The organism is Pseudomonas sp. TWR2-1-1, assembly GCF_049897045.1.
GTDB classification, from domain to species: domain Bacteria; phylum Pseudomonadota; class Gammaproteobacteria; order Pseudomonadales; family Pseudomonadaceae; genus Aquipseudomonas; species Aquipseudomonas versuta.
Genome location: NZ_JAFCVM010000001.1, coordinates 1,006,044 through 1,032,823 on the forward strand (window position 1 = coordinate 1,006,044; position 26,780 = coordinate 1,032,823).

The 26,780-nt window shown below is 57.8% G+C and carries 24 protein-coding genes and 1 tRNA gene; 20 read left to right on the forward strand and 5 right to left on the reverse strand.

Going from position 1 to position 26,780, the window contains the following annotated elements; all coding sequences use genetic code 11:
- From ACP7BO_RS04820 to ACP7BO_RS04830, 3 genes are all read left to right on the forward strand, one after another.
- A complete protein-coding gene (locus tag ACP7BO_RS04820) occupies nucleotides 1–1,251 on the forward strand; it encodes a lipoprotein-releasing ABC transporter permease subunit (RefSeq protein WP_426208857.1) in 1,251 nt (416 codons plus the stop codon).
- A 7-nt stretch (nucleotides 1,252–1,258) separates the two neighbouring features.
- On the forward strand, nucleotides 1,259–1,942 hold the full coding sequence (gene lolD / locus ACP7BO_RS04825) for a lipoprotein-releasing ABC transporter ATP-binding protein LolD (RefSeq protein ID WP_426208859.1): 684 nt from the start codon (nucleotides 1,259–1,261) through the stop codon (nucleotides 1,940–1,942).
- A 61-nt stretch (nucleotides 1,943–2,003) separates the two neighbouring features.
- Entirely contained in the window at nucleotides 2,004–3,248 is a 1,245-nt protein-coding gene (locus ACP7BO_RS04830; protein WP_060691228.1) for a lipoprotein-releasing ABC transporter permease subunit, read from the forward strand.
- Between the two features lie 524 nt (nucleotides 3,249–3,772).
- Here the strand turns inward: ACP7BO_RS04830 and ACP7BO_RS04835 are convergent.
- Both ACP7BO_RS04835 and ACP7BO_RS04840 read right to left on the reverse strand, forming a co-directional pair.
- Entirely contained in the window at nucleotides 3,773–5,131 is a 1,359-nt protein-coding gene (locus ACP7BO_RS04835; protein WP_426208861.1) for a heavy metal sensor histidine kinase, read from the reverse strand.
- Nucleotides 5,128–5,808, reverse strand: coding sequence for a heavy metal response regulator transcription factor (locus tag ACP7BO_RS04840; RefSeq protein WP_397456092.1), 681 nt, complete (start codon nucleotides 5,806–5,808; stop codon nucleotides 5,128–5,130). Before ACP7BO_RS04840 ends, ACP7BO_RS04835 begins: the two co-directional genes overlap by 4 nt.
- A gap of 149 nt (nucleotides 5,809–5,957) precedes the next feature.
- Here ACP7BO_RS04840 and ACP7BO_RS04845 point away from each other — a divergent pair, with 149 nt between their 5' ends.
- The gene (locus ACP7BO_RS04845) at nucleotides 5,958–6,470 is read left to right on the forward strand and encodes a cupredoxin domain-containing protein (protein WP_397456093.1); all 513 of its coding nucleotides are present in this window, start codon (nucleotides 5,958–5,960) and stop codon (nucleotides 6,468–6,470) included.
- Nucleotides 6,471–6,551: 81 nt separating this feature from the next.
- Entirely contained in the window at nucleotides 6,552–7,382 is an 831-nt protein-coding gene (gene queF, locus ACP7BO_RS04850) for an NADPH-dependent 7-cyano-7-deazaguanine reductase QueF (protein WP_060691232.1), read from the forward strand.
- A gap of 86 nt (nucleotides 7,383–7,468) precedes the next feature.
- Here queF and ACP7BO_RS04855 read toward each other — a convergent pair whose 3' ends face one another.
- Nucleotides 7,469–7,942, reverse strand: coding sequence for a peroxiredoxin (locus ACP7BO_RS04855; RefSeq protein WP_397456095.1), 474 nt, complete (start codon nucleotides 7,940–7,942; stop codon nucleotides 7,469–7,471).
- 13 nt (nucleotides 7,943–7,955) lie between these two features.
- Nucleotides 7,956–8,516, reverse strand: coding sequence for a glycine cleavage system protein R (locus ACP7BO_RS04860; protein ID WP_073509078.1), 561 nt, complete (start codon nucleotides 8,514–8,516; stop codon nucleotides 7,956–7,958).
- A 326-nt stretch (nucleotides 8,517–8,842) separates the two neighbouring features.
- On the opposite strand from ACP7BO_RS04860, the gene dapA reads away from it, so the two are divergent.
- The 10 genes from dapA (at nucleotide 8,843) to ACP7BO_RS04910 (ending at nucleotide 17,989) form a co-directional block, all read left to right on the forward strand.
- Nucleotides 8,843–9,721, forward strand: coding sequence for a 4-hydroxy-tetrahydrodipicolinate synthase (dapA, locus tag ACP7BO_RS04865; RefSeq protein ID WP_397456096.1), 879 nt, complete (start codon nucleotides 8,843–8,845; stop codon nucleotides 9,719–9,721).
- A 17-nt stretch (nucleotides 9,722–9,738) separates the two neighbouring features.
- Nucleotides 9,739–10,854 (forward strand): outer membrane protein assembly factor BamC, encoded by a 1,116-nt coding sequence (gene bamC / locus ACP7BO_RS04870; RefSeq protein ID WP_397456097.1) that lies wholly within the window; start codon nucleotides 9,739–9,741, stop codon nucleotides 10,852–10,854.
- A gap of 4 nt (nucleotides 10,855–10,858) precedes the next feature.
- The gene (locus ACP7BO_RS04875; protein ID WP_397456098.1) at nucleotides 10,859–11,617 is read left to right on the forward strand and encodes an MBL fold metallo-hydrolase; all 759 of its coding nucleotides are present in this window, start codon (nucleotides 10,859–10,861) and stop codon (nucleotides 11,615–11,617) included.
- Nucleotides 11,618–11,645: 28 nt separating this feature from the next.
- The gene (gene purC, locus ACP7BO_RS04880) at nucleotides 11,646–12,359 is read left to right on the forward strand and encodes a phosphoribosylaminoimidazolesuccinocarboxamide synthase (RefSeq protein WP_003446678.1); all 714 of its coding nucleotides are present in this window, start codon (nucleotides 11,646–11,648) and stop codon (nucleotides 12,357–12,359) included.
- 93 nt (nucleotides 12,360–12,452) lie between these two features.
- Nucleotides 12,453–12,542, forward strand: a tRNA-Ser gene (locus ACP7BO_RS04885).
- Nucleotides 12,543–12,953: 411 nt separating this feature from the next.
- Nucleotides 12,954–13,778, forward strand: coding sequence for an SDR family NAD(P)-dependent oxidoreductase (locus tag ACP7BO_RS04890; protein ID WP_426208866.1), 825 nt, complete (start codon nucleotides 12,954–12,956; stop codon nucleotides 13,776–13,778).
- Nucleotides 13,775–15,499, forward strand: coding sequence for an FAD-dependent oxidoreductase (locus ACP7BO_RS04895; protein ID WP_426208868.1), 1,725 nt, complete (start codon nucleotides 13,775–13,777; stop codon nucleotides 15,497–15,499). The genes ACP7BO_RS04890 and ACP7BO_RS04895 overlap by 4 nt, the downstream gene beginning before the upstream one ends.
- Nucleotides 15,496–15,834: an NIPSNAP family protein gene (locus ACP7BO_RS04900; RefSeq protein WP_426208870.1), complete on the forward strand. Its 339-nt coding sequence runs from the start codon at nucleotides 15,496–15,498 to the stop codon at nucleotides 15,832–15,834. Before ACP7BO_RS04895 ends, ACP7BO_RS04900 begins: the two co-directional genes overlap by 4 nt.
- A gap of 50 nt (nucleotides 15,835–15,884) precedes the next feature.
- Entirely contained in the window at nucleotides 15,885–17,249 is a 1,365-nt protein-coding gene (locus ACP7BO_RS04905) for an MFS transporter (RefSeq protein WP_426208872.1), read from the forward strand.
- On the forward strand, nucleotides 17,246–17,989 hold the full coding sequence (locus ACP7BO_RS04910; protein ID WP_426208874.1) for an SDR family NAD(P)-dependent oxidoreductase: 744 nt from the start codon (nucleotides 17,246–17,248) through the stop codon (nucleotides 17,987–17,989). Before ACP7BO_RS04905 ends, ACP7BO_RS04910 begins: the two co-directional genes overlap by 4 nt.
- 49 nt (nucleotides 17,990–18,038) lie before the next feature.
- Here the strand turns inward: ACP7BO_RS04910 and ACP7BO_RS04915 are convergent, their stop codons facing one another.
- A complete protein-coding gene (locus ACP7BO_RS04915) occupies nucleotides 18,039–18,926 on the reverse strand; it encodes a helix-turn-helix domain-containing protein (RefSeq protein ID WP_426208876.1) in 888 nt (295 codons plus the stop codon).
- Nucleotides 18,927–19,283: 357 nt separating this feature from the next.
- On the opposite strand from ACP7BO_RS04915, the gene ACP7BO_RS04920 reads away from it, so the two are divergent.
- From ACP7BO_RS04920 to ACP7BO_RS04940, 5 genes are all read left to right on the forward strand, one after another.
- The gene (locus ACP7BO_RS04920; protein ID WP_426208878.1) at nucleotides 19,284–20,552 is read left to right on the forward strand and encodes an OprD family porin; all 1,269 of its coding nucleotides are present in this window, start codon (nucleotides 19,284–19,286) and stop codon (nucleotides 20,550–20,552) included.
- A gap of 602 nt (nucleotides 20,553–21,154) precedes the next feature.
- Nucleotides 21,155–21,904, forward strand: coding sequence for a molecular chaperone (locus ACP7BO_RS04925; protein ID WP_426208880.1), 750 nt, complete (start codon nucleotides 21,155–21,157; stop codon nucleotides 21,902–21,904).
- A gap of 50 nt (nucleotides 21,905–21,954) precedes the next feature.
- Nucleotides 21,955–22,446 (forward strand): CS1 type fimbrial major subunit, encoded by a 492-nt coding sequence (locus tag ACP7BO_RS04930; RefSeq protein WP_426208882.1) that lies wholly within the window; start codon nucleotides 21,955–21,957, stop codon nucleotides 22,444–22,446.
- 257 nt (nucleotides 22,447–22,703) lie between these two features.
- Nucleotides 22,704–25,046 (forward strand): TcfC E-set like domain-containing protein, encoded by a 2,343-nt coding sequence (locus ACP7BO_RS04935; protein WP_426208884.1) that lies wholly within the window; start codon nucleotides 22,704–22,706, stop codon nucleotides 25,044–25,046.
- 3 nt (nucleotides 25,047–25,049) lie between these two features.
- Nucleotides 25,050–26,291: a hypothetical protein gene (locus ACP7BO_RS04940; RefSeq protein ID WP_426208886.1), complete on the forward strand. Its 1,242-nt coding sequence runs from the start codon at nucleotides 25,050–25,052 to the stop codon at nucleotides 26,289–26,291.
- Nucleotides 26,292–26,780: the final 489 nt, after the last annotated feature.

Genomic DNA, 26,780 nt, shown 5'->3' on the forward strand with positions numbered 1-26,780 from the left:
ATGTTCAGACCTCTCTTCGTATTTATCGGCACGCGTTATACCCGTGCAAAGCGTCGCAATCATTTTGTGTCGTTCATATCGCTGACTTCCATGATCGGCCTTGCCCTTGGCGTGGTCGTAATGATTGTGGTGCTCTCGGTGATGAACGGCTTCGATCATGAGATGCGCACCCGCGTGCTGGGCATGGTGCCCCACGCGACTATCGTCGGCGATCAACCGATCAGCGACTGGCAAAGCCTGGCCGCCAAAGTCCGGCAGAACCCCAAGGTGGAGGCGGTAGCGCCGTTCACCCAGATGCAGGGGCTGCTGACCCATGAAGGCAATGTGCAGAAAGTAATGCTCAATGCCATCGATCCGGTGCAGGAACGCAAGGTCTCGATCATTGACAAGTTCATGCTCGAGGGGCAACTCGACTCGCTGACCCCCGGCAGCTTCGGCATCATCATTGGTGACAAGGCGGCCAAGAAGCTTGGGGTTGCCATCGGTGACAAGCTGACCTTTGTCGCGCCGGAAGTCACTGTGACCCCGGCCGGGATGTTCCCGCGCATGAAGCGTTTCACTGTGCAGGGCATCTTCCATGTCGGCGCGGGTGAGATTGACGGCTACCTGGGCGTGACCAACCTGCAGGATCTGGCGCGTCTGCAGCGCTGGAAGCCTGATCAGGTGCAGGGGTTGCGTCTCAAGTTTGACGACCTGTTCCAGGCGCCGCGCACGGCATGGGAAATCGCCCAGCAGCTGGGCGAGAGTCAGTACTACGCCCGTGACTGGACTCGCACCCATGGCAATCTGTATCAGGCGATCCGCATGGAAAAAGCCATGATCGGCTTGCTGTTGTTGCTGATCGTTGCCGTGGCGGCCTTCAACATCATTTCCACACTGGTGATGGTGGTTAATGACAAGAAGGGCGACATCGCGATTTTGCGCACCCTGGGCGCTACGCCCGGCACCATCATGGCCATATTTATGGTCCAGGGCACCGTTATCGGTGTGGTCGGGACCGCCATCGGCGCAGTGCTCGGCATGTTGGCGGCACTCAATGTGAGCGCCGCGATCTCGGCCCTCGAAGGCTTGATCGGGCACAAGTTTCTCAACGCCGACGTGTACTTCATTGACTACCTGCCATCGCAATTGCAGGCGCAGGATGTGTTGATGGTGTGCGGCGCGGCATTGGTTCTGAGTTTCCTCGCGACCTTGTACCCGGCCTGGCGTGCTGCGCGCACCCAGCCTGCGCAGGCGCTTCGTTATGAGTGAGTTGGGCATGAAAGAACAAGCAGTGTTGAGTTGCCGCGACCTGGGCAAGTCCTACGAGGAAGGCCCGGAGTCGGTCGTGGTGTTGTCCGGCCTGCAGCTGGAGCTGCACCCGGGCGAGCGCGTGGCGATTGTCGGGACCTCGGGTTCGGGCAAAAGTACCTTGCTCAATTTGCTCGGCGGCCTCGACACCCCGTCTTCGGGCAGCGTCTGGCTGGCGGGCGAAGAGCTGTCGGCGCTGGGCGAAAAGGCCCGTGGCCTGCTGCGCAACCGCTCGCTGGGCTTCGTTTACCAGTTTCACCATTTGCTGGCCGAATTCACCGCGCTGGAAAACGTCTGCATGCCATTGCTGATCGGTAAAACCCCGATCCCTGAGGCGCGCGAACGTGCGACCGCGCTGCTGACCCGGGTGGGTCTGGGCCATCGCCTGGAGCACAAGCCGGCAGAGCTGTCGGGTGGCGAGCGCCAGCGCGTGGCGATTGCCCGTGCACTGGTCAACAATTCGGGGCTGGTGATGCTCGATGAGCCCACCGGCAACCTCGATTCGCACACTGCCCAGGGCATTCAGGACTTGATGCTGGAACTCAGCACCTCGATGCGCACGGCGTTCCTGGTGGTGACCCACGACATGAACCTGGCCCGCCAGATGGATCGCGTGTTACACCTTCAGGAAGGTCGTCTGAGCGCGATGTAATCGGCCAAGCCCGGCGCCGCATTCCGGTGCCGGGTCTTTTATTTTTCTACGGTGCCCGCGAATGTTCAGACCGTTATCGATTTTTATCGGCACGCGCTATACCCGCGCCAAGCGCCGCAATCGTTTTGTTTCGTTTATCTCCATGACTTCGATGATCGGCCTCGCCCTGGGCGTGCTGGCAATGATCGTGGTGTTGTCAGTGATGAACGGTTTTCAGCGTGAAATGAGCAACCGCATTCTCGGTATGGTGCCGCACGCGACCATCGTCGGGGTCAAGCCCATCGATGACTGGCGCCCGGTGGCCGAAGCGGCGATGAAGAATCCTGAGGTCACGGCTGCTGTGCCGTTTACCGAGATGGATGGCATGTTGTCCTACAAGGGCTCGATGCAGCCGATTCAGATCAGTGGCGTCGATCCGGCGCTGGAAGGCCAGGTTTCGATCGTTGCCCAGCACATCGTGCAGGGCAAACTCGAAGACCTGAAGCCCGGCGAGTTTGGCGTGGTGCTGGGTGACATTACCGCGCGCCGTTTTCGCCTGGGTGTCGGTGACAAGATCACCCTGATCGTGCCGGAGGCCAGCACCGCGCCGGGGGGGATTACCCCGCGCCTGCAGCGCTTGAATGTGGTCGGTATCTTCAAGGTCGGGGCGGAACTGGACGGCTCCATGGGCCTGATCCACGTGGCCGATGCCGCGGCCATGCAGCACTGGGAGCCGAACCAGGTGCAAAGCGTGCGTCTGGCGGTCAAGGACCTGTACGCGGCGCCACAAGTGTCGAAACAGGTCGCGACCAGCCTGGGTGCCGGGTACACGGCGGATGACTGGACCCACACCCAGGGCAGCCTGTTCAGTGCCATGAAAATGGAAAAAACCATGATCGGCCTGTTACTGCTGATGATCGTGGCCGTGGCGGCATTCAACATCATCGCTACCTTGATCATGGTGGTGAACGACAAGGGGGCGGACATCGCCATCTTGCGCACCATCGGCGCCACGCCGCGTCAGATCATGGCGATCTTCATGGTCCAGGGCACGGTTATCGGCATTGTCGGCACTCTGATCGGTGGCGTGCTGGGCATAGTCGCAGCGTTGAACGTCAGCGAACTGGTGGGCTGGATGGAGCGGATTTCCGGGCAGCATATTTTCAGTTCCGACGTGTACTTCGTCAGCAACCTGCCGTCCGAGCTGCAAGGAGGCGATGTAGCCTTGATCTGCGGCGCAGGCTTTTTGCTGAGCTTTCTGGCGACGCTATACCCGGCGTACCGCGCGGCGAAAATCCAGCCTGCCCATGCGCTGCGCTACTCCTGACCGCCCTGACCCTGTAGGAGCGAGCTTGCTCGCGAGCTCTTCCTGGCGTGCTGAAAAGCTCGCGAGCAAGCTCGCTCCTACAGTAGGTGAGGCAGCTCAACTTCCAGCCGTATCGCGCGGCGAAAATCCAGCCGGCCCATGCGCTGCGCTACTCCTGACCGCCCTGACCCTGTAGGAGCGAGCTTGCTCGCGAGCTCTTCCTGGCGCGCTGAAAAGCTCGCGAGACAAGCTCGCTCCTACAGTACGTGTGGCAGCTCAATTTCCAGCCGTGTCGCGCGGCGAAAATCCAGCCGGCCCATGCGCTGCGCTACTCCTGACCGCCCCTGACCCTGTAGGAGCGAGCTTGCTCGCGAGCTCTTCGTGGCGTGCTGAAAAGCTCGCGAGACAAGCTCGCTCCTACAGTAGGTGTGGCAGCGCAATTTCCAGCCGTGTCGCGCGGCGAAAATCCAGCCGGCCCATGCGCTGCGCTATCCCTGACCGCCCCTGACTCTGTAGGAGCGAGCTTGCCTCGCGAGCTCTTCGTGTCATGTGCGGGACGGTAGTTCAATCACAAACCGTGTCACGCCATCTTGCGATTCGCACCTGATCTGCCCGCCATGGGCGCGAATGATCGACTGGGTGATGGCCAGTCCCAGCCCTGCATGCTCGCTGCTGCCTTCACGCCGCGCCGGATCGGCACGGTAAAAACGATCAAACAGTCGCGGCAGCAATTGAGCAGCGATTCCCGCTCCGGTGTTTTCGATGCTGATACGCACGTGGCTCGCCGTTTCTTCGATAAGTACCTTGATGGCTCCGCCGCCCGGCGTGTAACGCAAGGCGTTATCCAGCAGGTTGGAAAGTGCGCGGCGCATCATGCTGCGATCGCCTGCAATCTGTCCGCTACCTTCGCGGGTCAAGGCTATGTGCGAGTCCTCGGCCAGCAGTGCATAAAACTCCAGTAAAGCGTCTACCTCGCGGCCCAGATCCAGCGGCTCGCGCCGGGGAGTGAGCAGGCCATGATCGGCCTTGGCCAGATACAGCATGTCGTTGACCAGTTGCGCCATCCACTGCAGTTCCTCGAGGTTGCTGTGCAGGGTCTCGCGGTATTCATCAATGCTCCGCGGTCGGGTCAGGGTGACCTGGGTGTGGGTCAGCAGGTTCGACAGCGGAGTCCGTAACTCATGCGCAATATCCGCGGAGAACGCGGACAACCGCTGAAATGAGTCATCCAGCCGTTCCAGCATGGCGTTGAAGGCGCTGGCCAGTTCTGCCAGTTCGGCGGGCATTTGTTGCTGGGGCAGCCGCGCGTTGAGGGAGTCGGCCGAGACGCTGGCTGCAATCGCGCTCATGCGCCGCAACGGGCGCAAGCCGCTACGGGCGGCCCAGGCTCCCAGAATGGCGGTGGCCAGTGCTGAGAGGCCGACAGTCATCCAGATCAGGCGCTGCATGCGCTGCAGAAAGTGCTGGTGGTGGGTGATGTCCAGTAACAGTGTCAGGCGCGGGGTGTTTTGCGTGTCAGAACTCGGGTTCAGTACCCGGTAATCAATCCCGTTTATTTGCAGGCTGCCAAGACCGGGGCTTACAGGAAGCTGAGGCGGCAAGCCCGGCGAGCTGTCAAACCACAGGTGTCCGTCCGGGCCGCGTACCCGCACTGTCAGATCAGGCTGCTGGCTGAGGTGCTGGCGCAGTGCGGGCAGTCGCTGAGTGAAGCGCTCCAGGGTGTCGACACCTTGCAGCGTATCGCGCAGTACGCTGAGGCGGCTTTCCATCAGTTGTTGGTCGAGCTCGACGAAATGCACCTCGCTGGCGCGCCCGAACAGCACCCCGGCAAACAGTGAAACCACGGCAGTGCAGCCGGCAAACAACAGTGCCAGGCGGCTGCTCAGGGACAGGTGAGGTCTCAAGATGCACGCTCTTCCAGGACGTAACCCATGCCGCGTACGGTATGGATCAGTTTGTGTTCATGGCTGTCGTCGATTTTCAGGCGTAGACGGCGTATCGCCACTTCAATCACGTTGGTGTCGCTGTCGAAGTTCATGTCCCATACCTGTGAGGCGATCAGGGATTTTGGCAGCACTTCACCCTGGCGGCGCAGCAGCAACTCCAGCAGGGCGAACTCTTTGGCGGTGAGGTCGATGCGCTGGCCATTGCGCTCGACCCGGCGCCGGATCAGGTCCAGGCGCAGGTCGGCCAGTTGCAGGTGGGTCTCCTGGGCGCTGCTGCTGCCGCGACGCAGCAAACTGCGTACCCGGGCCAGCAGCTCGGAAAAGGCAAAGGGTTTGACCAGATAGTCGTCTGCCCCCAGCTCCAGGCCGTGCACACGGTCTTCGACGGCGTCGCGGGCGGTCAGGAACAGCACCGGCATATCCAGCCCCGCGTTGCGCACGGCTTGCAGGATTTGCCAGCCATCGCGGCCCGGCAGCATCACATCAAGAATCAGCAATGAGTAGTCGCCGGTCAATGCCAGGTGCTGGCCGGTTATTCCGTCGGCGGCCAGCTCGGTGGTAAATCCGGCTTCGCTAAGGCCCTGGCGCAGGTATTGCCCGGTTTTGGCCTGGTCTTCGACTATCAGCAATTTCATGGGTGGCTCATCATAAAAATATCCTCAGCCTTATACATTGGCCCTCGGCGGGTAGGGGCAAGCTGACAAAGTTGTAATCTTACGGTCAGTTGAATGCCAGCGGCGGCGTTTTAAAGTCGGTGAGAATTTGCACACTCTTTGGAGTCAGTATGACTGCGCGTAACCGTTTGGCCCTCGCGGGTTTTTTATTGATGCTCAGCGTTCCGGCCATGGCGTCACCTGCCGGCCATTTGGATTTTGGTCAGCCGGCACCTGCGGCCAGTGCCACGCGTACCGTTGAGGTCGAGATGACCGATATTGCGTTCACTCCCAAGTCACTGGACGTGAAGGCCGGGGAGACCGTGCGCTTTGTGCTGGTCAACAAGGGGCAGTTGTTGCACGAATTCAATCTGGGTAATGCGGCCATGCACGCTGCGCATCAGAAAGAAATGCTCGAAATGCAACAAAGCGGCATGCTCACGCCAACCGGGATGAGTCATGCCGGCATGGATCACGGTTCCATGGGCATGCAGCACGACGACCCCAACAGCGTGTTGGTCGAGCCGGGTAAAACCGCTGAGTTGACCTGGACCTTCACCCGGGCCGATAACCTGGAATTTGCCTGCAATGTGCCCGGTCATTACCAGGCAGGAATGGTCGGAAAGGTCAAAGTCAGCCCTTAAACCGTCCTGATCGTCTGCTGGCGCTGAAAGCCTGGCGTAAACCCGATAGAATTGCCGGGTTTTTCTAGCCAGGTTTTTGTCATGCATCCCGCAGCCGAACATTCGCCGCTGGGCAAGTCCAGTGAATACATCAGTACCTATACCCCGTCCTTGCTGTTCCCGATCCCGCGTGCGGCGAAATGGGCCGAGCTGGGCTTGAGCGCCGAGACGCTGCCTTATGTCGGGGTGGACTTCTGGAACTGCTTCGAACTCTCGTGGTTATTGCCATCGGGCAAGCCGGTGGTGGCCATTGGCGAGTTCTGTTTCGCCGCCGATTCGCCGAACATCGTTGAGTCCAAATCCTTCAAGCTGTACCTGAACTCGCTCAATCAGACCGTTTTCGCCGACACACAAAGCCTCGAGCAGACGTTGCAGGCCGACTTGTCTGCAGCCTCAGGCAAGCCTGTCAGCGTGCGTGTGCGCAGCCTGGACGAGGTTCAAGCTGATGGCACTGGTGTCTTGCCCGGTGTGTGTATCGATGATCTGGATATCACGGTCAGCGATTACCAGCAGCCGCGCCCTGAATTGCTCAAGTGCGATGAATCGCGGGTGATCGAGGAAAGCGTCTATAGCCACTTGCTTAAATCCAACTGCCCGGTGACCAGTCAGCCTGACTGGGGCACGGTCGTGGTCGAGTATCGTGGTGCGGCGCTGGATCACGCCAGCTTGCTGGCCTATCTGGTGAGCTTCCGCCAGCACTCGGACTTCCACGAGCAATGTGTGGAGCGGATTTTTCTCGACTTGCAGCGCTTGCTCAAGCCGGAAAAATTGACTGTGTATGCGCGCTATGTGCGTCGTGGCGGGCTGGACATCAACCCGTACCGCAGCACCGAAACGGTCGAGTTCCAGAATGTGCGGCTGGTGCGTCAGTAAAGTCCAGTGACCCTGTAGGAGCGAGCTTGCTCGCGAGCTTTTGATCTTTTAAAAGATCGCGAGGCAAGCTCGCTCCTACTGAAGCATCAGGCCTGGTTCAGCGCCCTGGCCTGTTCCAGTACTGCTTCAACATGGCCCGGCACCTTTACGCCACGCCATTCGTGACGCAACACGCCGTTCTTGTCGATCAGGAACGTGCTGCGGTCCACGCCCATGTATTCCTTGCCGTACAGCTTTTTCAGCTTGATCACGTCAAACAGCTGGCACAGGGCTTCGTCCTTGTCGCTCAGCAACTCGAACGGGAAACCCTGCTTGGCCTTGAAGTTCTCATGGGACTTGAGGCTGTCGCGCGACACACCGAATACTTCAGTGTTGGCCGCCTGAAACTCGGCGTAGTGGTCGCGAAAGCCCTGGCCTTCAGTGGTGCAGCCCGGCGTGCTGTCCTTGGGGTAAAAGTAAATCACCACCTGCTTGCCTTTGAGTGCCGCCAAGCTGACGGTTTGCTCACTGGTAGCCGGGATCTGGAAGTCGCCTACGGGTTGGTCAATTGCAACGGCCATGGGGGGAGCTTCCTTACATTGGGTTTTGTGGGCGCCACGGTTCGATCAGCGCATCAAGGTTCAGTGCGTCGGCGAAGTCCAGGAACTGGTCACGCAACCAGCTGATCTGGATGCCGGCCGGCAGGGTCACGGTGAAAGTGGCGTTGAGCATGGTGCCGCCGGTCTGCGGGGCCTGATAGGTGTCGCAGGTCAGGTTTTCAAGCTCGACGTTGTGGTCCATGAAGAACTGGCACAACTCGTTGATGATGTCCGAGCGGTAGGCCGAGCTGACATAAGCCACGTATGGCAGCGCCTGTGGACGGGTTTCCAGGGCCGCACTGCGCACCACATTGACGCTGAAGGCGTGCTTTTTGGCCAGAGAAGGCAGGCCGGCTTCAAGACGGGCCAGCGCGTCCCAGCTGCCAGTGATTTCCAGAACCAGCGCGCTGCATTCGCCGTGGCGAGTGAGGCGGGAGGTTACGACGGCGCAGCGATTTTCATGGCTGGCGCGGCACAGGACGTTAGTCAGCTCCATTGGGTTGGCGCCAAGGGCACTGATGACAAGGAATTGTTCGCGGACTGTGGGGGTGGACATGCAGCCTTCCTAAAACGATGAGCGGTCAGTACGGTCGATGGGTGCGTCCCGGCTTGTCAGGTCTTCTACAAATGCCAAGGCCCGCAAATACGCCACTGCCGCCCGTTTGCAAACGCTGCAAACGGGCCCTGGCGGCGTTTGGGATGGGCTTTTGGCGCTGGATAAAGACCCGTGAAACAGCCTTGCGCACTCATCAGTACCAATCAAAGGCTGAAGGGTAGCGAAAAGCAGCGCGAAGGGGAATGCTCATCGGGCGCGCTGTTGCTTGTGCAAGGGTCATGGCGCCAGTACCATTACGGCTCTCTTTTTCCGGCAGGAGCGGTTGCATGATTGCGGGCAGTATGGTGGCACTGGTCACACCTATGGATGCACAAGGTCGTCTTGACTGGGACGCCCTGAGCAAACTGGTGGACTTTCACCTGCAAGAGGGCACCAACGCCATTGTTGCCGTTGGCACCACAGGTGAATCGGCAACTCTTGATGTGAATGAACACATCGAAGTGATCCGTCACGTGGTCAAACAGGTGGCAGGACGTATTCCGGTAATTGCCGGTACGGGCGCCAACTCGACGCGTGAAGCGATCGAACTGACCACCAACGCGAAGGCCGCCGGCGCTGATGCGTGCCTGCTGGTCACGCCGTATTACAACAAGCCGACCCAGGAAGGGCTGTACCAGCACTTCAAGGCTATCGCCGAAGCGGTCGACATCCCCCAGATCCTTTACAACGTTCCGGGTCGTACTGCCTGCGACATGCTGCCTGCCACGGTTGTACGCCTGTCGACAGTGCCGAACATCATCGGCATCAAGGAAGCCACCGGCGACTTGTCCCGAGTCACGGCGATCCTGGCCGGTGTCAGCGACGACTTCCTGGTGTACTCCGGTGATGACGCCACCGCAGTCGAGCTGATCCTGCTCGGCGGCAAGGGCAATATCTCGGTGACCGCCAACGTTGCCCCGCGTGCCATGAGCGAACTGTGCGCCGCCGCGATGCGTGGTGATGCCGCCACTGCCCGCGCGATTCACGAAAAACTGATGCCGCTCAATAAAACCCTGTTTATCGAATCCAACCCTATCCCCGTGAAATGGGCGCTGCATGAGATGGGCATGATGCCGGACGGTATCCGTCTGCCGCTCACCTGGCTCAGCGAACCCTGCCACGAACCGCTGCGTCAGGCCCTGCGCCAGTCCGGTGTTTTGGTTTAATTGAGGAAGCATTACGCATGAAGCGATTGGCCGGACTTTCCGCACTAGCCGTGATTATTTCGAGCACCAGCGGCTGCGGTTGGCTGTGGGGTCCAGACGGGTACTTCCGGGACCGTGGCAGCGATTATCTGGAGGCGCAACAAACCGCCCCAATGAAATTGCCGCCGGGTGTCCAGACTGACAAACGCCTTGTGCCGCTGTTGCCGATCCCGAGCAACGTGCCCGATGACACTGTCAAGGGCGAGTTCCAGGTTCCGCGTCCGCTGCCACTGGCAACGGTTGCCAGCGCCAGCGACTACACCCTGCAAAGAAACGGCGACAGCCGTTGGGTGATGGCGCAGCACGTGCCGTCAGAAGTCTGGCCGGTAGCGATGCAGTTCTTCCAGGACAACGGCTTCCGTATCGATGAGCAGCGCCCGCAAACCGGCGAGTTCACCACCACCTGGCAGCGCGCTGACGAACTGTCCGCACCAATGGCCCGCCACATCGGCACCAGTGGCCTGGCAGCTGACAGCGAAACCCGTTTACGGGTTCGCATCGAGCCGGGTGTACAGCGCAACACCAGCGAAATTTATGTGGTAAGCGCCAACCGTCCGGCCGGTAGCACCGCCAACGTCGACTTTGGCCAGACTTCGGTCAACACCGGCCTGGATGCTGCTCTGGTAGACGAAATGCTGATCAGCATGAGCCGCAGCGCCGAGAAGGGCGGTTCGGTTTCGTTGCTCGCAGCCCGTGATTTCGACACCCCGGCTCGCGTCAGCCTGAGCGAAGACGGCAGCGGCAACCCGGTATTGAGCCTGACCGAAGACCTCGATCGTGCCTGGTCCGGCGTAGGTCGCGCACTTGAGCAGGGCGAGTGGAGGGTTGAAGACATCAACCGCACCTTGGGTCTGTACTACATCAACCTGGCCGAAAAAGCCGAGAAGAAGGACGAGAAACCTGGTTTCCTGTCCAGCCTTTTCGGCGGCAAACCGGCCAAGGAAGAAGTGGAAGCCCGCGCCCAGCGCTATCAGGTACGCCTGAGCAAGGTCGGGGACAGCGTGCAAGTGACTGTCGAAGAAAACATCAACAAGGTTGCACCGCCAGAAGTGGCGCGCAAAGTGTTGGGCGTCATTCAAGACAACCTGGGCTGACCCTATGCGTTTTGCCGTTCTCGGCAGTGGTAGCCAAGGGAATGGCACGCTGATAGCCAGCGACAGCACCTGTGTACTGGTTGATTGCGGTTTCTCGTTGCGGGAAACCGAGCGTCGTCTGGTTCGTTTGGGCATCAGCCCGCACCAACTGAGCGCGATCCTGGTGACCCACGAACATGCCGATCACGTGCATGGCGTGGGTTTGTTGTCCCGGCGCTACAATGTGCCGGTATACATGAGTCGTGGCACACAGCGCGGGATGCGCAAACCGCTTGAACCTGCCGGTTTCGTGGCAGGAGGCGAGACGTTGCAGATCGGTGCGTTGACTATCAGTGTGACCCTTGTCGCCCATGATGCTCAGGAACCCACCCAATACGTATTCAGTGACGGTAAGCGGCGTTTTGGCCTGCTGACCGATCTGGGGTCCTATTGTGCGGGTGTCCTGGACAGCTATAGCGGCCTGGACGCGTTGATGATCGAGGCCAACCATTGCCGTGACATGCTTGCCCGTGGTCACTACCCCGCTTTCCTCAAACAGCGGGTGGGTGGCCAGGAAGGACATTTGAACAACCATCAGGCTGCAAACCTGGTGGCCGAGTTGGGCTGGCAACACCTGCAACACCTGGTACTGGCCCACCTCAGCAGCAAGAACAACCTGCCGCAGCTGGCCCGGCAATGTTTTGTCGACACCCTTGGGTGCGACCCGGACTGGCTGCAACTGGCCGATCAAGATTCAGGGCTCGACTGGCGCACAATCGCCTAGCCCACCTACTTAGCATGCGGAGCCCATCATGGAAAAACGTGAAGAACTCTATCGCGGTAAAGCGAAATCGGTTTACACAACTGACGACGCAAACCGCTTGATCCTGTTGTTTCGCAACGACACCTCAGCGTTCGACGGCAAGCGCATCGAACAGCTGGACCGCAAAGGCATGGTGAACAACAAGTTCAACGCCTTCATCATGCAGAAACTCGAAGAAGCCGGCGTGCCGACCCAATTCGACAAGCTGCTGGGCGATAACGAATGCCTGGTGAAAAAACTCGACATGATCCCGGTCGAGTGCGTTGTGCGTAACTACGCTGCCGGCAGCCTGGTCAAGCGTCTGGGTGTGGAAGAGGGCATGAAGCTCAACCCTTACACCTTTGAACTGTTCCTCAAGGACGACGCCAAGGGCGACCCGTTCATCAACGAATCCCACGTCGTGGCGTTCGGTTGGGGCACTGCCGAGCAACTGGTTCGCATGAAAGAACTGTCGCTCAAGGTCAACGAAGTGCTGAACAAGCTGTTCGACGACGCTGGCCTGCTGCTGGTGGACTTCAAACTCGAGTTCGGCGTATTCCACGATGGCAGCATCGTTCTGGGCGACGAATTCAGCCCGGACGGCTGCCGTCTGTGGGACAAGGCCACTGGCAAGAAGATGGACAAGGACCGCTTCCGTCAGGGCCTGGGCGACGTTATCGAAGCCTACGAAGAAGTTGCACAGCGTCTCGGCGTCCCGCTTTAAACTGTAAAGGCGCGCAAGCAACTGATAGCACGCGATTTTTTTTGAAATAAGGCTTTGCCAGAATCAAAGACCGCTGTTATGATGCGCGCCGTTGGAGAGATGCCAGAGTGGCCGAATGGGACGGATTCGAAATCCGTTGTACTGGCGACAGTACCTAGGGTTCGAATCCCTATCTCTCCGCCATTATTGAACAAGACGAAGCCCCTGAAATGGTCAAACATTTCAGGGGCTTTTTCGTTGTGCCTGGGAATCGCCGGCAAGCCGGCCCCACAGTAGGGGCAAGCGTGCTGGCGATGCCTGAGCTCGGTCCCCAGCTCCCTGTAGGAGCCAGCTCGAGCCACTGACGCCTGAAAATCTCGCCCAGGCAGTCATATGGCGCAGAGGGGCTGCCTGAATCAAAGCGTACCTTCTTCTTCCAGTTTTTCATGTAACTCCAGCAAGCCTCAGCCATGCACGCAATGTCCCCGGCGCTCAAATAATTTGTCGGAAAAGTGCTGTGCATTGCGGGTTTTGTTCATTCTTGCACCGCGGATTGCGGCTTAACCTGACGCCAGTCGAAGTGTCGCTGGTTAGCGGCGCAAGCCGGAGAAACGCATGAATAATTATAAGAGTCATGACTGGTTGGGCCTGAACTCCGCAGTGTGTGTGGTGACGGGGGCCGCAGGCGGCATCGGTGCAGTTGTCGCACGTGAACTGGCCAATCAAGGCGCCTCGGTTGTATTGCTTGATCTGGATTTGAGCAAATGCACCGAGCTGGCAGCAAATTTGAGTGAGCAAAGCGGGGCGCAAATCACCGCCCTGGCCTGTGATATCAGTGACCCGCACAGCGTTCGACAGGCTGCCGCGCAGGTTCAGGAACGCCATGGCCGTTGCGACATTCTGATCAATAACGCCAGTGTCCTGCGCCCGGCGAGCCTCGAAAATATAACGCTGGAACAGTGGAATCAGGTGCTGTCGGTCAACCTCAGCGGCTACTTGCTGTGTGCTCAGGCATTCGGCCAGCAAATGCTTGCCCAAGGCAGTGGCAGCATCGTCAATATCGCATCCATCGCCGCCCATTCTCCGCAACCGTGGAGTGGCGCATACAGTACCGCCAAGGCCGGGGTGGCGATGCTCTCACGCCAGTTCGCGGTGGAGTGGGGGGATCGTGGCGTGCGCAGTAATGCCATTTGCCCGGGGCTGATCCGTACTCCCTTGTCGGCAGCCTTTTATGCCGACCCTGAGATCGAACGCCAACGCAGCGCCATGACGGCTAGCCGCCGCATCGGCGAGCCCCAGGATATTGCGGATGCAGTGCTGTTTCTGGCCAGTGCACGCTCTAGCTATATCAACGGCACAGAGCTGGTGGTGGATGGCGGTTTTGAAAGTATGCCGATGGCGTTGTTGCCGCGGCCCGGGTTTGAGGGGGGGCGGCCATGAATCGGGTATGTGATGTGGTTGTCATCGGTGCCGGCGCGGGTGGACTCAGCACCGCGATTGTCGCGAAAAAAGCCGGTCTCGATGTGATTGTGATCGAGAAGGCCGACTGCTTCGGCGGCACCACGGCGTTTTCTGGCGGTGTGCTCTGGGTTCCCGGCAATCACCTGGGCAAGGCGCAAAACAGCGGCGACAGCCTGGACCTGGCCAGAACCTACATGCGTGATCAGGCAGGCAAGTATTACGACGCACCTGCGGTCGATGCCTTTCTGGAAAACGGCCCAAAAATGGTCGAGTTCTTCGAGCGCGAAACCTGCGTCAAGTTTGTGCCCACCTTATATCCGGACTATCACCCTGATGCCCCCGGTGGGGTTGACATTGGCCGTTCGATCCTTGCCGCGCCGTTCGATATTCGGGAACTGGGCCCCGACATGAAGCGTTTACGGCCACCGCTTAAAACCATCACGTTCATCGGCATGATGTTCAACTCGTCCAATGCCGACCTCAAACACTTCTTTAACGCTACACGCTCGCTGACATCGTTCATTTACGTGGCCAAACGGCTGGGTACGCACATGCGCGAGATGGTCATGTATCGGCGCGGCACCCAGGTCACCAGCGGTAACGCACTGGCAGCGCGTCTGGCCAAGTCGGCGCTTGATCTTGGCATCCCTATTTTCACCGGCGTCGCCGCCCGGCAATTGTTGAAGGAAAAGGGGCGTATCACGGGGGTGCTGGCTTCGTGCGCGCAAGGCGAAATGCGGATCGATGCGCGTCGAGGCGTGGTCTTGGCCGGTGGCGGGTTCTCCCATGATGCACAGCGATTGCGCGAGGCTTATCCCCATGTAAAGCGCGGCGGTGAGCATTTTTCGCCGGTACCCGACAGCAATACTGGCGACAGTGCTCGAATGGCCGAAGCGGTGGGTGGCCAGGTGGATATTCGTCTGCAAGCGGCGGCGGCCTGGATGCCGGTATCCAAAGTGCCAACCGGCAACGGGCAATTCACAGCCTTCCCGCACCTTCTGGATCGCTACAAACCCGGCATCATTGGTGTCGATGTAACCGGGCGGCGCTTCACCAATGAGTCCAATTCTTATCATGACGTTGGCGCAGCGATGATCGAAAACGACGCGACGCGCGATCAGACTGCCATGTGGCTGGTGTGCGACGCCCGGACGCTGGGCAAGTACGGGCTTGGTTTTGCCAAACCATCACCCATGCCACTGGGTGCACTGTTGCGCAATGGTTACTTGTTAAAAGGGCATACGCTTGCTGAATTGGCGCTAAAGGCGGGTATTGACGGGCCGGGGCTGGAGCGAACCGTCGCGCGCTACAACCAGGGTGCAAGCGAGGGGCGCGATGACGAGTTCGGCCGTGGCGCGACGACATTCAACCGCTACCTGGCTGACCCGCAGCACAAACCCAATCCATGTGTGGCACCGATCGGCACCGGGCCTTACTACGCCGTCAAAGTGGTGATGGGCGATCTGGGCACATTCGATGGCCTGCGCACCAGCATCGTGGGTGAAGTACTGGATAAACAGAATCTTCCAATAGCAGGGCTCTATGCGGTGGGCAATGACCGCGCCAGTGTCATGGGCGGCAATTACCCCGGCGCCGGTATCACCCTGGGACCCATCATGACCTTCGGTTTCATTACCGGCAGGCATTTGGCCAACCTCTCTGCGGGCGCAGTGCATACCCAAAAGGAGCAAGTGGCATGATCGTCTCCAAACCAGTGGTCGACCATCGCATTTACACCATCGCCCCCCGCGGCATGGCCGAATTCCTCAAGGCGTTCGACCAGCTGGCGATGCCTCTGCTGCTCAAGCATCTGGGCGCGCCCCTGGCGTTTTACACCAGCAGCATCGGCCCGCTGAACCAGGTCGTTCATCTATGGGGCTACGACAGCCTCGACGATCTGGAAAAGCGCAGCCTGGCCCGTGACAGCGATCCGGATTTCAACGCCTATCTGCAGGCAACCCGCCACCTGGTCGTCGCTCAGGAAACACGCATCATCAGGCCGGTGCATTTTGCCAGCCTGAACCATTGCACATGAGCGACCTGCACGGCTGAGCAACCACAATAATAAAAAAAGAGGGACACTCGATGGACCAGCAAAAGTCGATTGATGTACGTGAGTGGATTGATGCTACCCCGGTGGGTCGCTTTCAGAGATGGGTTGTATTCTTTGGCTTTTTAATCATTGCCCTTGATGGTTTTGACGTTGCCATCATGGGCTTTATAGCGCCGCAGTTGAAAACCGAATGGGGTTTGGGGCCGCACGCGTTGGGTCCGGTACTCAGCGCCGCATTGATCGGTTTGGCGGTCGGTGCATTGACGGCCGGGCCGCTGGCTGACCGCTATGGTCGCAGGATCGTGCTGCTATGCAGTGTTTGCCTGTTCGGGGTGCTGACCATCGCTACAGCCTTCGCCCCGGATGTGCAAAGCCTGGTTGTCTTGCGCTTTCTGACCGGGCTTGGCCTGGGCGCCGCCATGCCCAACGCCAGTATCCTGGTCAGTGAGTACGCACCCACACGCAGCCGTTCATTCTTGATCACCGTTGCTTTCTGCGGCTTCTCGTTAGGAGCGGCGGTGGGAGGTTTTGCCAGCGCCTGGATGATCCCGAATCTGGGGTGGCAAAGTGTGTTGGTAATGGGCGGTGTCTTGCCGTTGGTGGTGCTGCCCGTCCTGTATTTCAAACTACCGGAGTCAGTCACCTTTCTGGTGTCGCAGCGTGCAGCGCCTGAACGTATTCGCGCCATCATGAAGCGACTGGCGCCAGACCTGGTCACTGCGCATACAACTTTTTTGCTGCCCCGGGCGGACAAACCGGCTGCTGGAGCCATCGGCCTGGTGTTGTCGCGGCGCTATCTGTTTGGCACGCTGATGTTGTGGGTCGGCTACATCATTGCCTTGTTTATGGTTTACCTCTTCAGTGGCTGGTTACCGACGCTGATAAAAGAGGTTGGCCAATACAGCGTGGCTGACGCGGCGGTGGTCACCGCGATCTTTCAGATCGGTGGTCCGGCAGGTGCAATTTTCGTGGGCTGGGCGATGGATCGCTGGGGCAAGCGTAACGTTTTGACTCTGACGTTTCTGGGCTGCGGCCTGGCGATCTTCGCCATCGGCCAGTCCACGGGGCACTTTGTTCTACTGTGTGCAGTGGCCTGCCTGGTCGGCTTCGGACTCAACGGAGTGTCCGTGGGCATGAACGCATTGGCGGCCAGTTATTACCCCACCCAGGCCCGCGCCACGGGAGCCAGCTGGATGAGCGGGGTCGGCCGGATCGGTGCGGTGTTAAGCGCATTCGCCGGCGCGCAGATGCTCGGCCTCGGTTGGTCCCTGGCCGAAATCTGTATGACGATGCTGATTCCGGCCGGTATTGCCGCGCTGGCGATATATTGCCAGTGCCAGCACGGCTCTCGATTGGCAGCGCCCTTGAAACCGGCTGAAAAGGTCGCTTTGTCATGAGCGCCCAGACGCACAAGGGCAACGTTGTGGTGATCACCGGGGCCGCTTCGGGAATTGGTGAAGCTACCGCGCGCTTGCTGGTTGAAGAGGGGGCAAAGGTCATGCTCGGTGACATTGACGAGGCGGCAGGGGAGGTGGCAGCGAGCCTGGGCCCCGATGCTTTTTTTGTCCGCACCGATGTCACAGACCCGGGCAGTGTGGCGAATCTGATGACCTCGGCAGTGGAGCATTTTGGGCACCTGGATGTATTGGTCGCCAATGCCGGTATCGCTGAAGCCAAAAGCCCCATTCATGAGCTGGACCTTGCTGCCTGGCAACGGGTGATCGACATCAATCTAACGGGCGTGGCGCTGTGCAATCAGTACGCGGTCCTGAGGATGTTGCAGGGCAATGGCGGAGCAATCATCAATATGGCTTCTATCCTCGCCCATGTCGGTCAAGCCAATAGTCATGCTTACTCGGCGTCCAAGGCTGGCGTTGTGAACCTCACGCGCAGCGTCGCCTTGACCTATGCACAACAAGGCATTCGTGCAAATTGCGTTTCGCCGGGGTATGTGGAAACACCACTGTTGAGCAGGCTGCCCAAGTCCCTGTTGGCCGCTATTGTGGAAAAGCAGCCCATCGGACGCTTGGGTCAGCCGATTGAAATTGCACGGGTGGTGTCGTTTTTGGCCAGCAGCGCGGCATCCATGATCACAGGGGCCTGCATTAATGCGGATGGCGGGTATACGGCGCTATAGCGACGCTGATCAGTCAGCCCCTGGCAGCACTGCGCAGACACACTGCTGATCATTGGCGCGAGGTTTGGTCTTGCAGGCGAAACTCGCTGGGGCTGAGCTGGGTGTGTTTGCGAAAGAACCGGCTGAAATACCCGACATCGAGATAGCCCATGCCGTGGGCTATCTGCTTGATGCTCTGGGATGAATGGGCCAGTTCGCGCTTGGCCTCGAGGATCAGCCGGGCGTTGAGCAGGGTCATCGGCGTCATTCCCAACTGCTCTTGGCACAGTCGCCCCAGAGTGACGACGGTGATCCCCAGGCGAGTGGCGTAGTCATTGAGCGACAGGTGTTCGCGAAAGTGGCGATTGACCAGTTCGCGAAAGGCAATGATCTGCTGGCTGCGCCGGTCGTGATGGTGCGTAGGCATGCCGTCGGTGTGTTCGCACAGGCGCAGCATCTGGATCACCAGTGCGAACAGTAATGACATGCTGCACGCAACGTGCTCCCGGGCACGGTAGTGATATTCCTCGTACAACGCGCGATACAGTGGCTCCAGCGGGTTATCGGCTGGCGCCCAGTGCGGCAGGGTGACGATGCAGGGCTTCTGGATCAGCGGCAACAGGCCGGGGGAGAGCACCTGCACGATGTTTTCCAGCGGGTGCTGGACGGCGGTGATCACATGCCCGTCAACCCGTCCGTTCCAGGCGAAGCCATGGACGATTTGCTCAGGGATGTATAGCAAACACGGGGCCTTGACCTGGACCCACTGGTTGTCCAGCAGCACTTCGCCTTCGCCACTTTGCAGGTACAGCATCTGCAGGAGTCCGTCGTGTCGATGGGCAGCGATCTCCCAGTTGTAGTTGCCGGAGCGTACGGATATCGATTCGACATGCAGGGAGTCATGCCAGACCGGGGGTGTCGACTCGCCATAGAGCGCGTAGTAGGGAATCTTGTTCATTATATTTATAGTCTTGAAGAGTACCTGGTAACTACCTTAACCAAGAACACGGGCGTTGGCCAATGCCTGTTAGATTTGTTGTAAAAGTCTAGACGGTTGTCGTTTTTGTCCATTCTTTTGAGGGGGATCGTGCTTCTATTCTAGGAACTGTCTACTGCTGTGGATGCATCAGTTTAATGGGGGCGGTTTATAAAGACGGCCCCGGTGATGAATAGCTTGCTGCCACTCTCGATACGTGCTTGTGCAAACGCTAACTTGCCGATGGCCTCTGGAAATAAAACACCTTTAAAATAATAAAAATAGATAAGTGGATTAAATAAAAATCCATAAGTCTTCAAGTTGATTGGGAATAGTTCGATGACCTTGAGTGTGGCTAGGGAAAAATATGTTTTCCGTTCGTTAATGCTAGGTGCTTTATTGGTTATTCCGCCTTCAGCCTGGGCTGAAGGGTTTATCAATGACGCCAAGGTCGACCTGACGCTAAAGAATTTTTATCAGAACCGTAACTTTCTGGGTAATAACGTTGCCCAGGCACAGGCGGTGGAATGGGTTCAGTTTTTTACCCTGGATGCTCGCTCCGGTTATACATCAGGGCCGGTCGGTTTTGGTCTGGATGTACTAGGCCAGTTGGGTATCAAGCTGGACGGAAGTCCGGGCTCCAGTGGTACACAACTATTACCGCCAGGATCTCCCGACGATGTCAGTCGTATCGATCCTGTAGCCAAAATCAAGTACTCGAAGACTGTTCTCAAGGTCGGCGATACAGTAATGAACTTGCCGATTTTGCGCTCTGACCCCGGTCGCGCCAAATTACAAACCTACGAGGGCGCCACGCTGACTTCGCAGGAAATTGCCAACCTGACGCTATATGCCGGCCAGATTCGTGCTACCAGTCTTCGCAACTCCGTCGATATGGACCGTCACCTCTCTTATGGGGGCGCGGTATCTGATCGCTTCAACTATGCGGGCGGCGAATACTACTTCAATCAGAATCGCACGATGATTGGCTTATGGGATGCGCAACTCAAGGATATCTACCAGCAGCAGTACATCAACCTGATCCATACCCAGCCGGTTGGCGATTGGGTGCTGGGTAGCAATGTGGGGGTGTTCTTCGGAACAGAAGACGGTAGTGCGCGTGCGGGTGATCTGAATAATAAAACATTCACGGGGTTGTTTTCTGCCAGGTACGGGGTGCACACGTTTTACCTTGGCGTGCAGAAAGTTGAAGGCAACAGTTCCTGGATGCGCGTCGGTGCCACCGATGGGACCAGTGGCGGGGGCAGTCTGGCCAATGACAACCTCAACTCCAGTTTCGACCGTGAAGACGAACGTTCCTGGCAACTTCGTTACGACCTGGACTTTGTCCGGATGGGGGTGCCCGGCCTGACAGTCACCAACCGTTATATTCGCGGTGACAATGTCAGGGTTAGAAATATCGGGATCGACAAGGGTACGGAGTCCGAACGCGAGCTGATTATCAGTTACGTTGTGCAATCCGGCACTTTAAAAGACCTGAGCGTTGTCTGGAAAAACGCCAGCGCCCGTCACAGTTGGCGTAATAGCACCACCAGTGACTTTGACGATAATCGCTTGTTCATCAGTTACCCTGTCTCGTTGTTGTGATTGCCCCCCATCTGAGGAGCCTTGAAGGGTGGCGCTAACGTAGTGCCCACCCTTCCAGGCCGACATCCCTGTAACCGGGGCCAGCCTCTGCTCCCGGGGCTGTCCTTGCCTGTGCCCGCTCGCAATTCCTATCCCCTTTTGTCCTAACGACACGCGTCGCGCAGCCCGGCTGCGCTCGCTGTTACATCTTCCCTGCAACCGCTGGCCTCCCCGCAGGCATGCGCCTGAACCGCCTGCAAGCCTTGCTGCGCAAGGTGTGACATCGGCTGGCGGTCTGTGGCTGGGTGACCGGCTTCAATGGCTGTGGCCGGTTTTTTGTAACTTTTTAGTTTTTAGGAGCTTTCCGATTTTCAGAGTGGGGGACGGTCTATAAGATTCGCCCTCGTCAACAGCGCAGTTACAGCAAGACGGACCACCAGAAGTTGTGATTGCCAAGTATTGAGTGCAGCGTTTCAGGTTTTTTAAATCGTTCTCAAACTAATAAGAAAATAACGACGGCCTGAGTTGCGTCTTCGGCCAAGTGTGCCGTCGTGTACCGATGTTGATTATTTGGGTCCGGGGAAGTTTTGGGTTCTGGTTGTCCATCTATTAGTGAGAGATAAATGAAAAGCATTGTTATTGCCTTGATCTGTTGTGCGGGTTTTACATGGTCTACTGCGCAAGCAGCGGCCCCCAAGTTAAATGTCGGCTCAATGCATGATTACATTGATTCCGATAAAGGTACTTTGCTCAAGCGTGTGCGTAATAGTGGTGATGCTACCGCTTTTGTTCGAGTGGAAATCAGCGAGATTGTTTACGGTGCTGATAATAAGCCGACTGAACAAGTCATTGAGAATACGCGTTTAGGGAACGATAAAGACGGTCTGGTCGCCAGCCCGGCCCGCATGATCATTCCGGCCAAGAGTCAGCAGGCAACGCGTCTGGTGTATTCCGGGGATCGCACCCGTGAACGTTATTACCGCGTTCGGTACCTTCCGGCAATGCCTGAAAAGAGCGATGACTTTGCATTGTCTGCTGCGGAGCGCAGCGAGTATGAAAAAGAATTAGCGGTTGGTGTAAGTGTTATGGCGGGTTTCGGCACAATTGTTTTTGTGCATCCGACCGATGCCCGTTACGCCACTGAGTTTAAAGAAGACGCTAGTGGCTATACCGTTCGTAATAACGGCAACAGCACCGTCGTGATTGATGAATTGAAAGAGTGTGACATCAAAGGGACTAATTGCCTGCCACCCCGAAAAATTCATTTGCTGCCTCAGCGCAATGAAACGTTCAGTAAGGATGGGCAAAAAACCTACCAATTTAGCCTTGTCGAAGGGAGTCAGGAAAAACCGATTCGCCTGGGTTCTAAATAAAAGCAACACCCCATTGTTCCGTGCAGGGACGCTATCTACCTGAGAGAAATATGAAAATGAAAATTCGTTCGCTGTTTGCTGCTGCTCTTGTTCTTTCTTCTGGCGCCGCTTTCGCGGCTACGACTGACTTGCAAGTTAATGTTTTAGCCACTATCCCAGCGTCTAACGGTCTTGATATCGAAGATGTGGGTGGCTGGTCTTTGAACCCACAGACGATGGTTTACAACCGTACCGCTGAAACTCTGGCGCCAGTAACTCAACCACTGCGCATCAAGTCTGGTATCGGTGCTGTTACCGCTCACCTGAGCACCGCCCCGAAGTTGGTCAGTGTAGGGGATAGTATTGATATGGTTGTAAGTATCGGCGGTCTGACCTTGCCTCTCGGTAGCGTGGCACCCGTTGAAATAGCTAGCGAGGCACAGGCTTTGACCGGCATAGATAAAGAGTTTCGGGTGGCTGCCGCTGCAGCACCTGTCGCTGGTTATGCCCCGGGTAATTACACCGGCATTGTCCACATGGTGTTTGACTCTGTAGCGCCTTGATTTCAAAGGCTTGAGTGCATCAGTGAAATAAAGCTCCTGAAGCGGGGCTTACTCCGTACCCCTCCCCGTCTTTAGGAGCTGTTGTGTTATTTAATTCGCATACCTTGAGTGTGGCTGTTCTGTTTTGCTGCGCATCTGTTCAGGCATCGACAATAGCGCCTGAAACAGCGCCGGCAAAAAACAAGTCGTCATTAAGTTTGCTTGAGCAGACTGAAGGCCTTCCAAAAGATTTTCTCGAACATTTTTTCGACCTGCCTTTGGCAGTTCGTATTGAGCAGGACGGCAAGTTCCTCGGCGATGGCCGGGTGGTGTTGTCGCGTAACAACACCGTTCAATTGCTGGACCTGAGCGAGTTCCACGACAGCAAGTTAAGCGCCGCCGACCGCCAGCGCTGGAGCGACTATCTTCAGCAGCCGCGCCCGGTCGGGGACTGCACCGCCAGCTGTGACAACGGCCTGGTAGCGATTCATTACAGTCTGCAAAACTCGCTGCTGTCGCTGGTGACCAACACTGCCGAGCTGGACCCTACAGAAGCCCGTTATCACAAGCTGCCCGAGGGCGGCAGTCACGGCCTGATACTGCGCAATCAGTTCAACGTCTCCGGTGGCAGCGGCGCTGATACCAGTGGCCGTTACGCTGTGGATGCCCAGGGCAGTATTGGTAACTGGACCACGGTGGGCAGCTATCAGGTCGATCGTAGCAGTTACGAAGGTGCCGAAACCCGGCAGTCGATCCAGAGCCTGTACGGTCAGCGCGAGCACGACAATAAATTCGTCAAGGTCGGCTTTTTTCTACCCAATTTCCAAGGGGTATCGCGCCAGCCCAGCACTCCAGGGTCGGTGCCCAATACCATTGTCGGGGTCATGATCGGCTCGTCCGACAGCCTGGCCATCAACAGTTCCAGCCCCAGCATTTACCCGGTCTACGTGACGGCCAATCGCCAGGGCACGGTTGAAATCTATCGTGATGGCAGCCTTATCTACACCCAGCCAGTAGAGCCGGGCTTGCAGCTCATCGATACCCGCCGCCTGCCCGGTGGTATTTACGAGGTGGAGGTGCGCCTGGTTGAGGACGGTAAGGTAACGTCCACCGAGACTGAGCTGATCAATAAGCCTGCGCACTGGAGCAACTCCCAGGAGCGCTGGCGCTACAGCTCGTTTGTCGGGCAGCAGCGCAACCTGCTGAACACTTACAGTGCTGAAGAAGACAACAATCTGGCAGTCGGCGGGGTGGTCAACTACCTGGCCCACCCTCGCGCCGTATTGGGTGCCGTGGTCCAGCAGATCGGCAAAGAGCGGGCGGTGGGCGGTTCGGTCAACTGGCACGCCAGTGATACGTCCAACGTCTATACCAACGTCTTTCACTCCAGCGAACATGGTGTGGGGCTTGATGTGCAGGCGATCCGTAACTACGCCACCGGCAGCGTGATGTTTAACCACAGCCTGAACTGGCAGAACGCCGACAAGTACCTCAAGACCCAGGCCGGTACCCAACAGAACTCGGCAGTAGCAGTCAATCACCGTCTGGATGACGCCAACAGCCTGACCGCCCGTGCTTCATACAGCAACGGCGTCACCAGCGGCGTAGGCCTGGACCTGTCTTTCAACCGTCGCTCCAAGGTGCTGGGCAGCGATGCCAACTGGCGGACTTCGGTGTTCGACCGGCCGGCAAGCAGCAGCAGTGGCAACCAGCGCAATCGCGGGCTCGACGTGACGCTGACCATGGCCCTGGGCAGTGAAGGCCGGCGTTACAGCGTGGGTGCGGGCACCCGGGCCGCCAGCAAAGGCGGGCGTGACCAGTATGTGAATGCCGGGGTTTACCAGGACCTGGACGGCGGCGTGCTGAAGAGTGTCAATGGCACGGTCTCCAGCGACCGTTACGGCGTGGGCCTGAACGGCGGTGCTTCCTTTGAGGGGGATGTGGTACGTGGCGACCTGTTCGCCCAGCGCTCGTCCCTCGAAGGCGGCATCACCGGCGGGGTCAACCTGGAAAGTACGGTGGCAATCGGTGGCGGCAAAATGGTCACCGCAGGCAATGGCGTTAACAGCGGTGCCCATACCGGGATGATTATCGATGTTGAATCCGACTTGCCGGATCTGGAATTGATGGCGCAGGACACCACCGGCTCCAGCACCACGCTCAAGCCCGGGCGCAACTTTGTGCCGGTGAGCGCCTACAAGCCTGGCACCCTGCAGCTGGATTTTGCCGGGCGCGATGCGCCGGCGGCATCTATCCACCCGGCAATGACCGGCTACCACCTGAACAAGGGCGGGGTTGCTTACCGTCAGGTCAAGGTGATGCAGACCCTGACCGTAATGGGCCAGGTCCATGATGCAGACGGCAAGCCATTGCGCGGTGCCGAGGTGCGTAACCACGCCGGGCGCAGCATCGCTGAGGCGGATGGTTTCTTCACCCTGGAAATGAGTGCCCGCCAGCCAATGCTGGAAGTGAGCCACCCAAGTATCAAAGGCTGCACCTTCCATCTCGACGACAAGCGCTACCCGCGTGAAGGCGAAGTGGTGATGGTGGGCAAACTGAAGTGTGACGAATTGAACACGAGCAAACCGTTACTTAGCGCAAGTGTCGAGCAGCAAGGATAAACCATGAATATTAAGTTTTTTATTAAGTACAACCCTGCTGGCTTGATTTTGTTGATGGTGTTGCTGGTAGGGCAGTTGGTTTGGCAAGTGCCGGTGCAGGCTCATAGCAGGCTTATAAGTGCTGAGTTTACCCCCAGCCGAAACAATCCTAACAATCGCACCTTTACTAATACATCTCCTCTGAGTGGTGTTTGCTCTAACGCTCACCAGGCGTTATGCAAAAGTTTGGGGTTGTTTAGTATTGCGACCGGTGTGAGTAATGAATCCACCAAAAGAGGCAATGGTGTTGACGATTTTGGGCGGGGCTCGGCCTATTTTAGTTTGCCGGAACAAAGGACAATTACAGTAACCTCTGATACCGGTGAAACAGCCACCCTGAATTTGCGTATTACTGGCTTGGCATTCAGGTACGCTGATGTGGGGAGGCCTGAAGACTACGTGCGTAGTGAGCTAAACGAGTCAAGAGGGTGCCGCATAGTACTTAACAACCAAAATCATGACTCTAGTATGTTGCGGATGTTTATTCGAGACGACGGTGGAGCCGGAGGGCGTAGCGACTGCAGTTTTAAGATGCTGGGTGACAAAGAATATCAATTCCATGGGTTCGATATCATCTATGAACTTGAAACGCCCGAACCCTTGAATATGAAAAACGGTATATATCGAGGGCGTTCCATATATACCATGGGTGGGGCTGGGCAAGATATTGATATGGGTGACGGTGTAAATATTGTCGATCAATTCTTGTTTCTGGATTTTGAGCTTAAGGTAAACCATATGTTCGCCCTCGAGTTTCCGCCAGGCAGCGAGACAGCCGTTCTTCAACCTCTGGGCGGCTGGAGTCAGTGGACCGATTATAAAAAGGTACCGGCTACATTACGCAAGGATCAGCACTTCACGGTCAGTGGTTCCACCAACTTTTCGGTCGATCTGAGGTGTGAATTTCCGCTGCCGGATGGTCGTTGTGGCATATCCAATGGTGTATCGACCGTACCACTGGATGTGACCATTACCATGCCGGGGTTCTTGGGGCGTCTTGACCTCGGTTTCGCGGAGGCGCTGGATTACCCGCTGACCCAATCACTAGCCCATGTGCCAAGGTTCTCCCCCAAGGACGGTGCTGTATTTCAGCGACGCTCTTACCTGCGCTTTGAAGTCAATGGCGAGCCGATCAAGGAAATGGTCACCCACCCGGGCAGTCAGTACAAAGGTCGGGTAACCGTGATATTTGACGCGGATATTTGACCTCCGGCCACCCCTCTGTGGGAGCTGGCTTGCCAGCGATGATATCGACGCGGTTTACCCATAAAAACCGCCTCGCCTGCATCGCAGGCAAGCCAGCTCCCACAGGTCCGTGATCTGCCCGGTACGGGTGCCCGCCGCAAAAAAACCACCCCCGACCACCCTCCAAAAATCCCCCGGCCACCCCTCTGTGGGAGCTGGCTTGCCAGCGATGATATCGGCACGGTTTACCCATAAAAACCGCGTCGCTTGCATCGCAGGCAAGCCAGCTCCCACAGGTCCGTGATCTCCCCGGTACGGGCCCCCACCGCACAAAAAACACCCCCGACCACCCTCCAAAAACCCCCCGGCCACCCCTCTGTGGGAGCTGGCTTGAACTGGTCAAGTAATCTTGGACACCAGTTAAGGTTTACGCCGCCAGCCGCTCCCTCGTGACTGGCGATCGATAATCGTTGTAGCTGTGAGGCCTGACAGTGTTGTAACGCGATACAT

Bases quoted from the DNA above. Each gene is read 5' to 3' on its own strand.
- ACP7BO_RS04845 (WP_397456093.1), top strand. From the start codon at position 5,958: ATGACTGCGCGTAACCGTTTGGCCCTCGCGGGTTTTTTATTGATGCTC.
- ACP7BO_RS04925 (WP_426208880.1), top strand. From the start codon at position 21,155: ATGAAAAGCATTGTTATTGCCTTGATCTGTTGTGCGGGTTTTACATGG.
- ACP7BO_RS04940 (WP_426208886.1), top strand. From the start codon at position 25,050: ATGAATATTAAGTTTTTTATTAAGTACAACCCTGCTGGCTTGATTTTG.
- ACP7BO_RS04830 (WP_060691228.1), top strand. From the start codon at position 2,004: ATGTTCAGACCGTTATCGATTTTTATCGGCACGCGCTATACCCGCGCC.
- bamC (WP_397456097.1), top strand. From the start codon at position 9,739: ATGAAGCGATTGGCCGGACTTTCCGCACTAGCCGTGATTATTTCGAGC.
- ACP7BO_RS04855 (WP_397456095.1), bottom strand. From the start codon at position 7,942: ATGGCCGTTGCAATTGACCAACCCGTAGGCGACTTCCAGATCCCGGCT.
- ACP7BO_RS04900 (WP_426208870.1), top strand. From the start codon at position 15,496: ATGATCGTCTCCAAACCAGTGGTCGACCATCGCATTTACACCATCGCC.
- ACP7BO_RS04890 (WP_426208866.1), top strand. From the start codon at position 12,954: ATGAATAATTATAAGAGTCATGACTGGTTGGGCCTGAACTCCGCAGTG.
- ACP7BO_RS04840 (WP_397456092.1), bottom strand. From the start codon at position 5,808: ATGAAATTGCTGATAGTCGAAGACCAGGCCAAAACCGGGCAATACCTG.
- dapA (WP_397456096.1), top strand. From the start codon at position 8,843: ATGATTGCGGGCAGTATGGTGGCACTGGTCACACCTATGGATGCACAA.
- ACP7BO_RS04860 (WP_073509078.1), bottom strand. From the start codon at position 8,516: ATGTCCACCCCCACAGTCCGCGAACAATTCCTTGTCATCAGTGCCCTT.
- purC (WP_003446678.1), top strand. From the start codon at position 11,646: ATGGAAAAACGTGAAGAACTCTATCGCGGTAAAGCGAAATCGGTTTAC.
- ACP7BO_RS04820 (WP_426208857.1), top strand. From the start codon at position 1: ATGTTCAGACCTCTCTTCGTATTTATCGGCACGCGTTATACCCGTGCA.
- queF (WP_060691232.1), top strand. From the start codon at position 6,552: ATGCATCCCGCAGCCGAACATTCGCCGCTGGGCAAGTCCAGTGAATAC.
- ACP7BO_RS04920 (WP_426208878.1), top strand. From the start codon at position 19,284: ATGACCTTGAGTGTGGCTAGGGAAAAATATGTTTTCCGTTCGTTAATG.
- ACP7BO_RS04895 (WP_426208868.1), top strand. From the start codon at position 13,775: ATGAATCGGGTATGTGATGTGGTTGTCATCGGTGCCGGCGCGGGTGGA.
- ACP7BO_RS04915 (WP_426208876.1), bottom strand. From the start codon at position 18,926: ATGAACAAGATTCCCTACTACGCGCTCTATGGCGAGTCGACACCCCCG.
- ACP7BO_RS04930 (WP_426208882.1), top strand. From the start codon at position 21,955: ATGAAAATGAAAATTCGTTCGCTGTTTGCTGCTGCTCTTGTTCTTTCT.
- ACP7BO_RS04910 (WP_426208874.1), top strand. From the start codon at position 17,246: ATGAGCGCCCAGACGCACAAGGGCAACGTTGTGGTGATCACCGGGGCC.
- ACP7BO_RS04905 (WP_426208872.1), top strand. From the start codon at position 15,885: ATGGACCAGCAAAAGTCGATTGATGTACGTGAGTGGATTGATGCTACC.
- lolD (WP_426208859.1), top strand. From the start codon at position 1,259: ATGAAAGAACAAGCAGTGTTGAGTTGCCGCGACCTGGGCAAGTCCTAC.
- ACP7BO_RS04875 (WP_397456098.1), top strand. From the start codon at position 10,859: ATGCGTTTTGCCGTTCTCGGCAGTGGTAGCCAAGGGAATGGCACGCTG.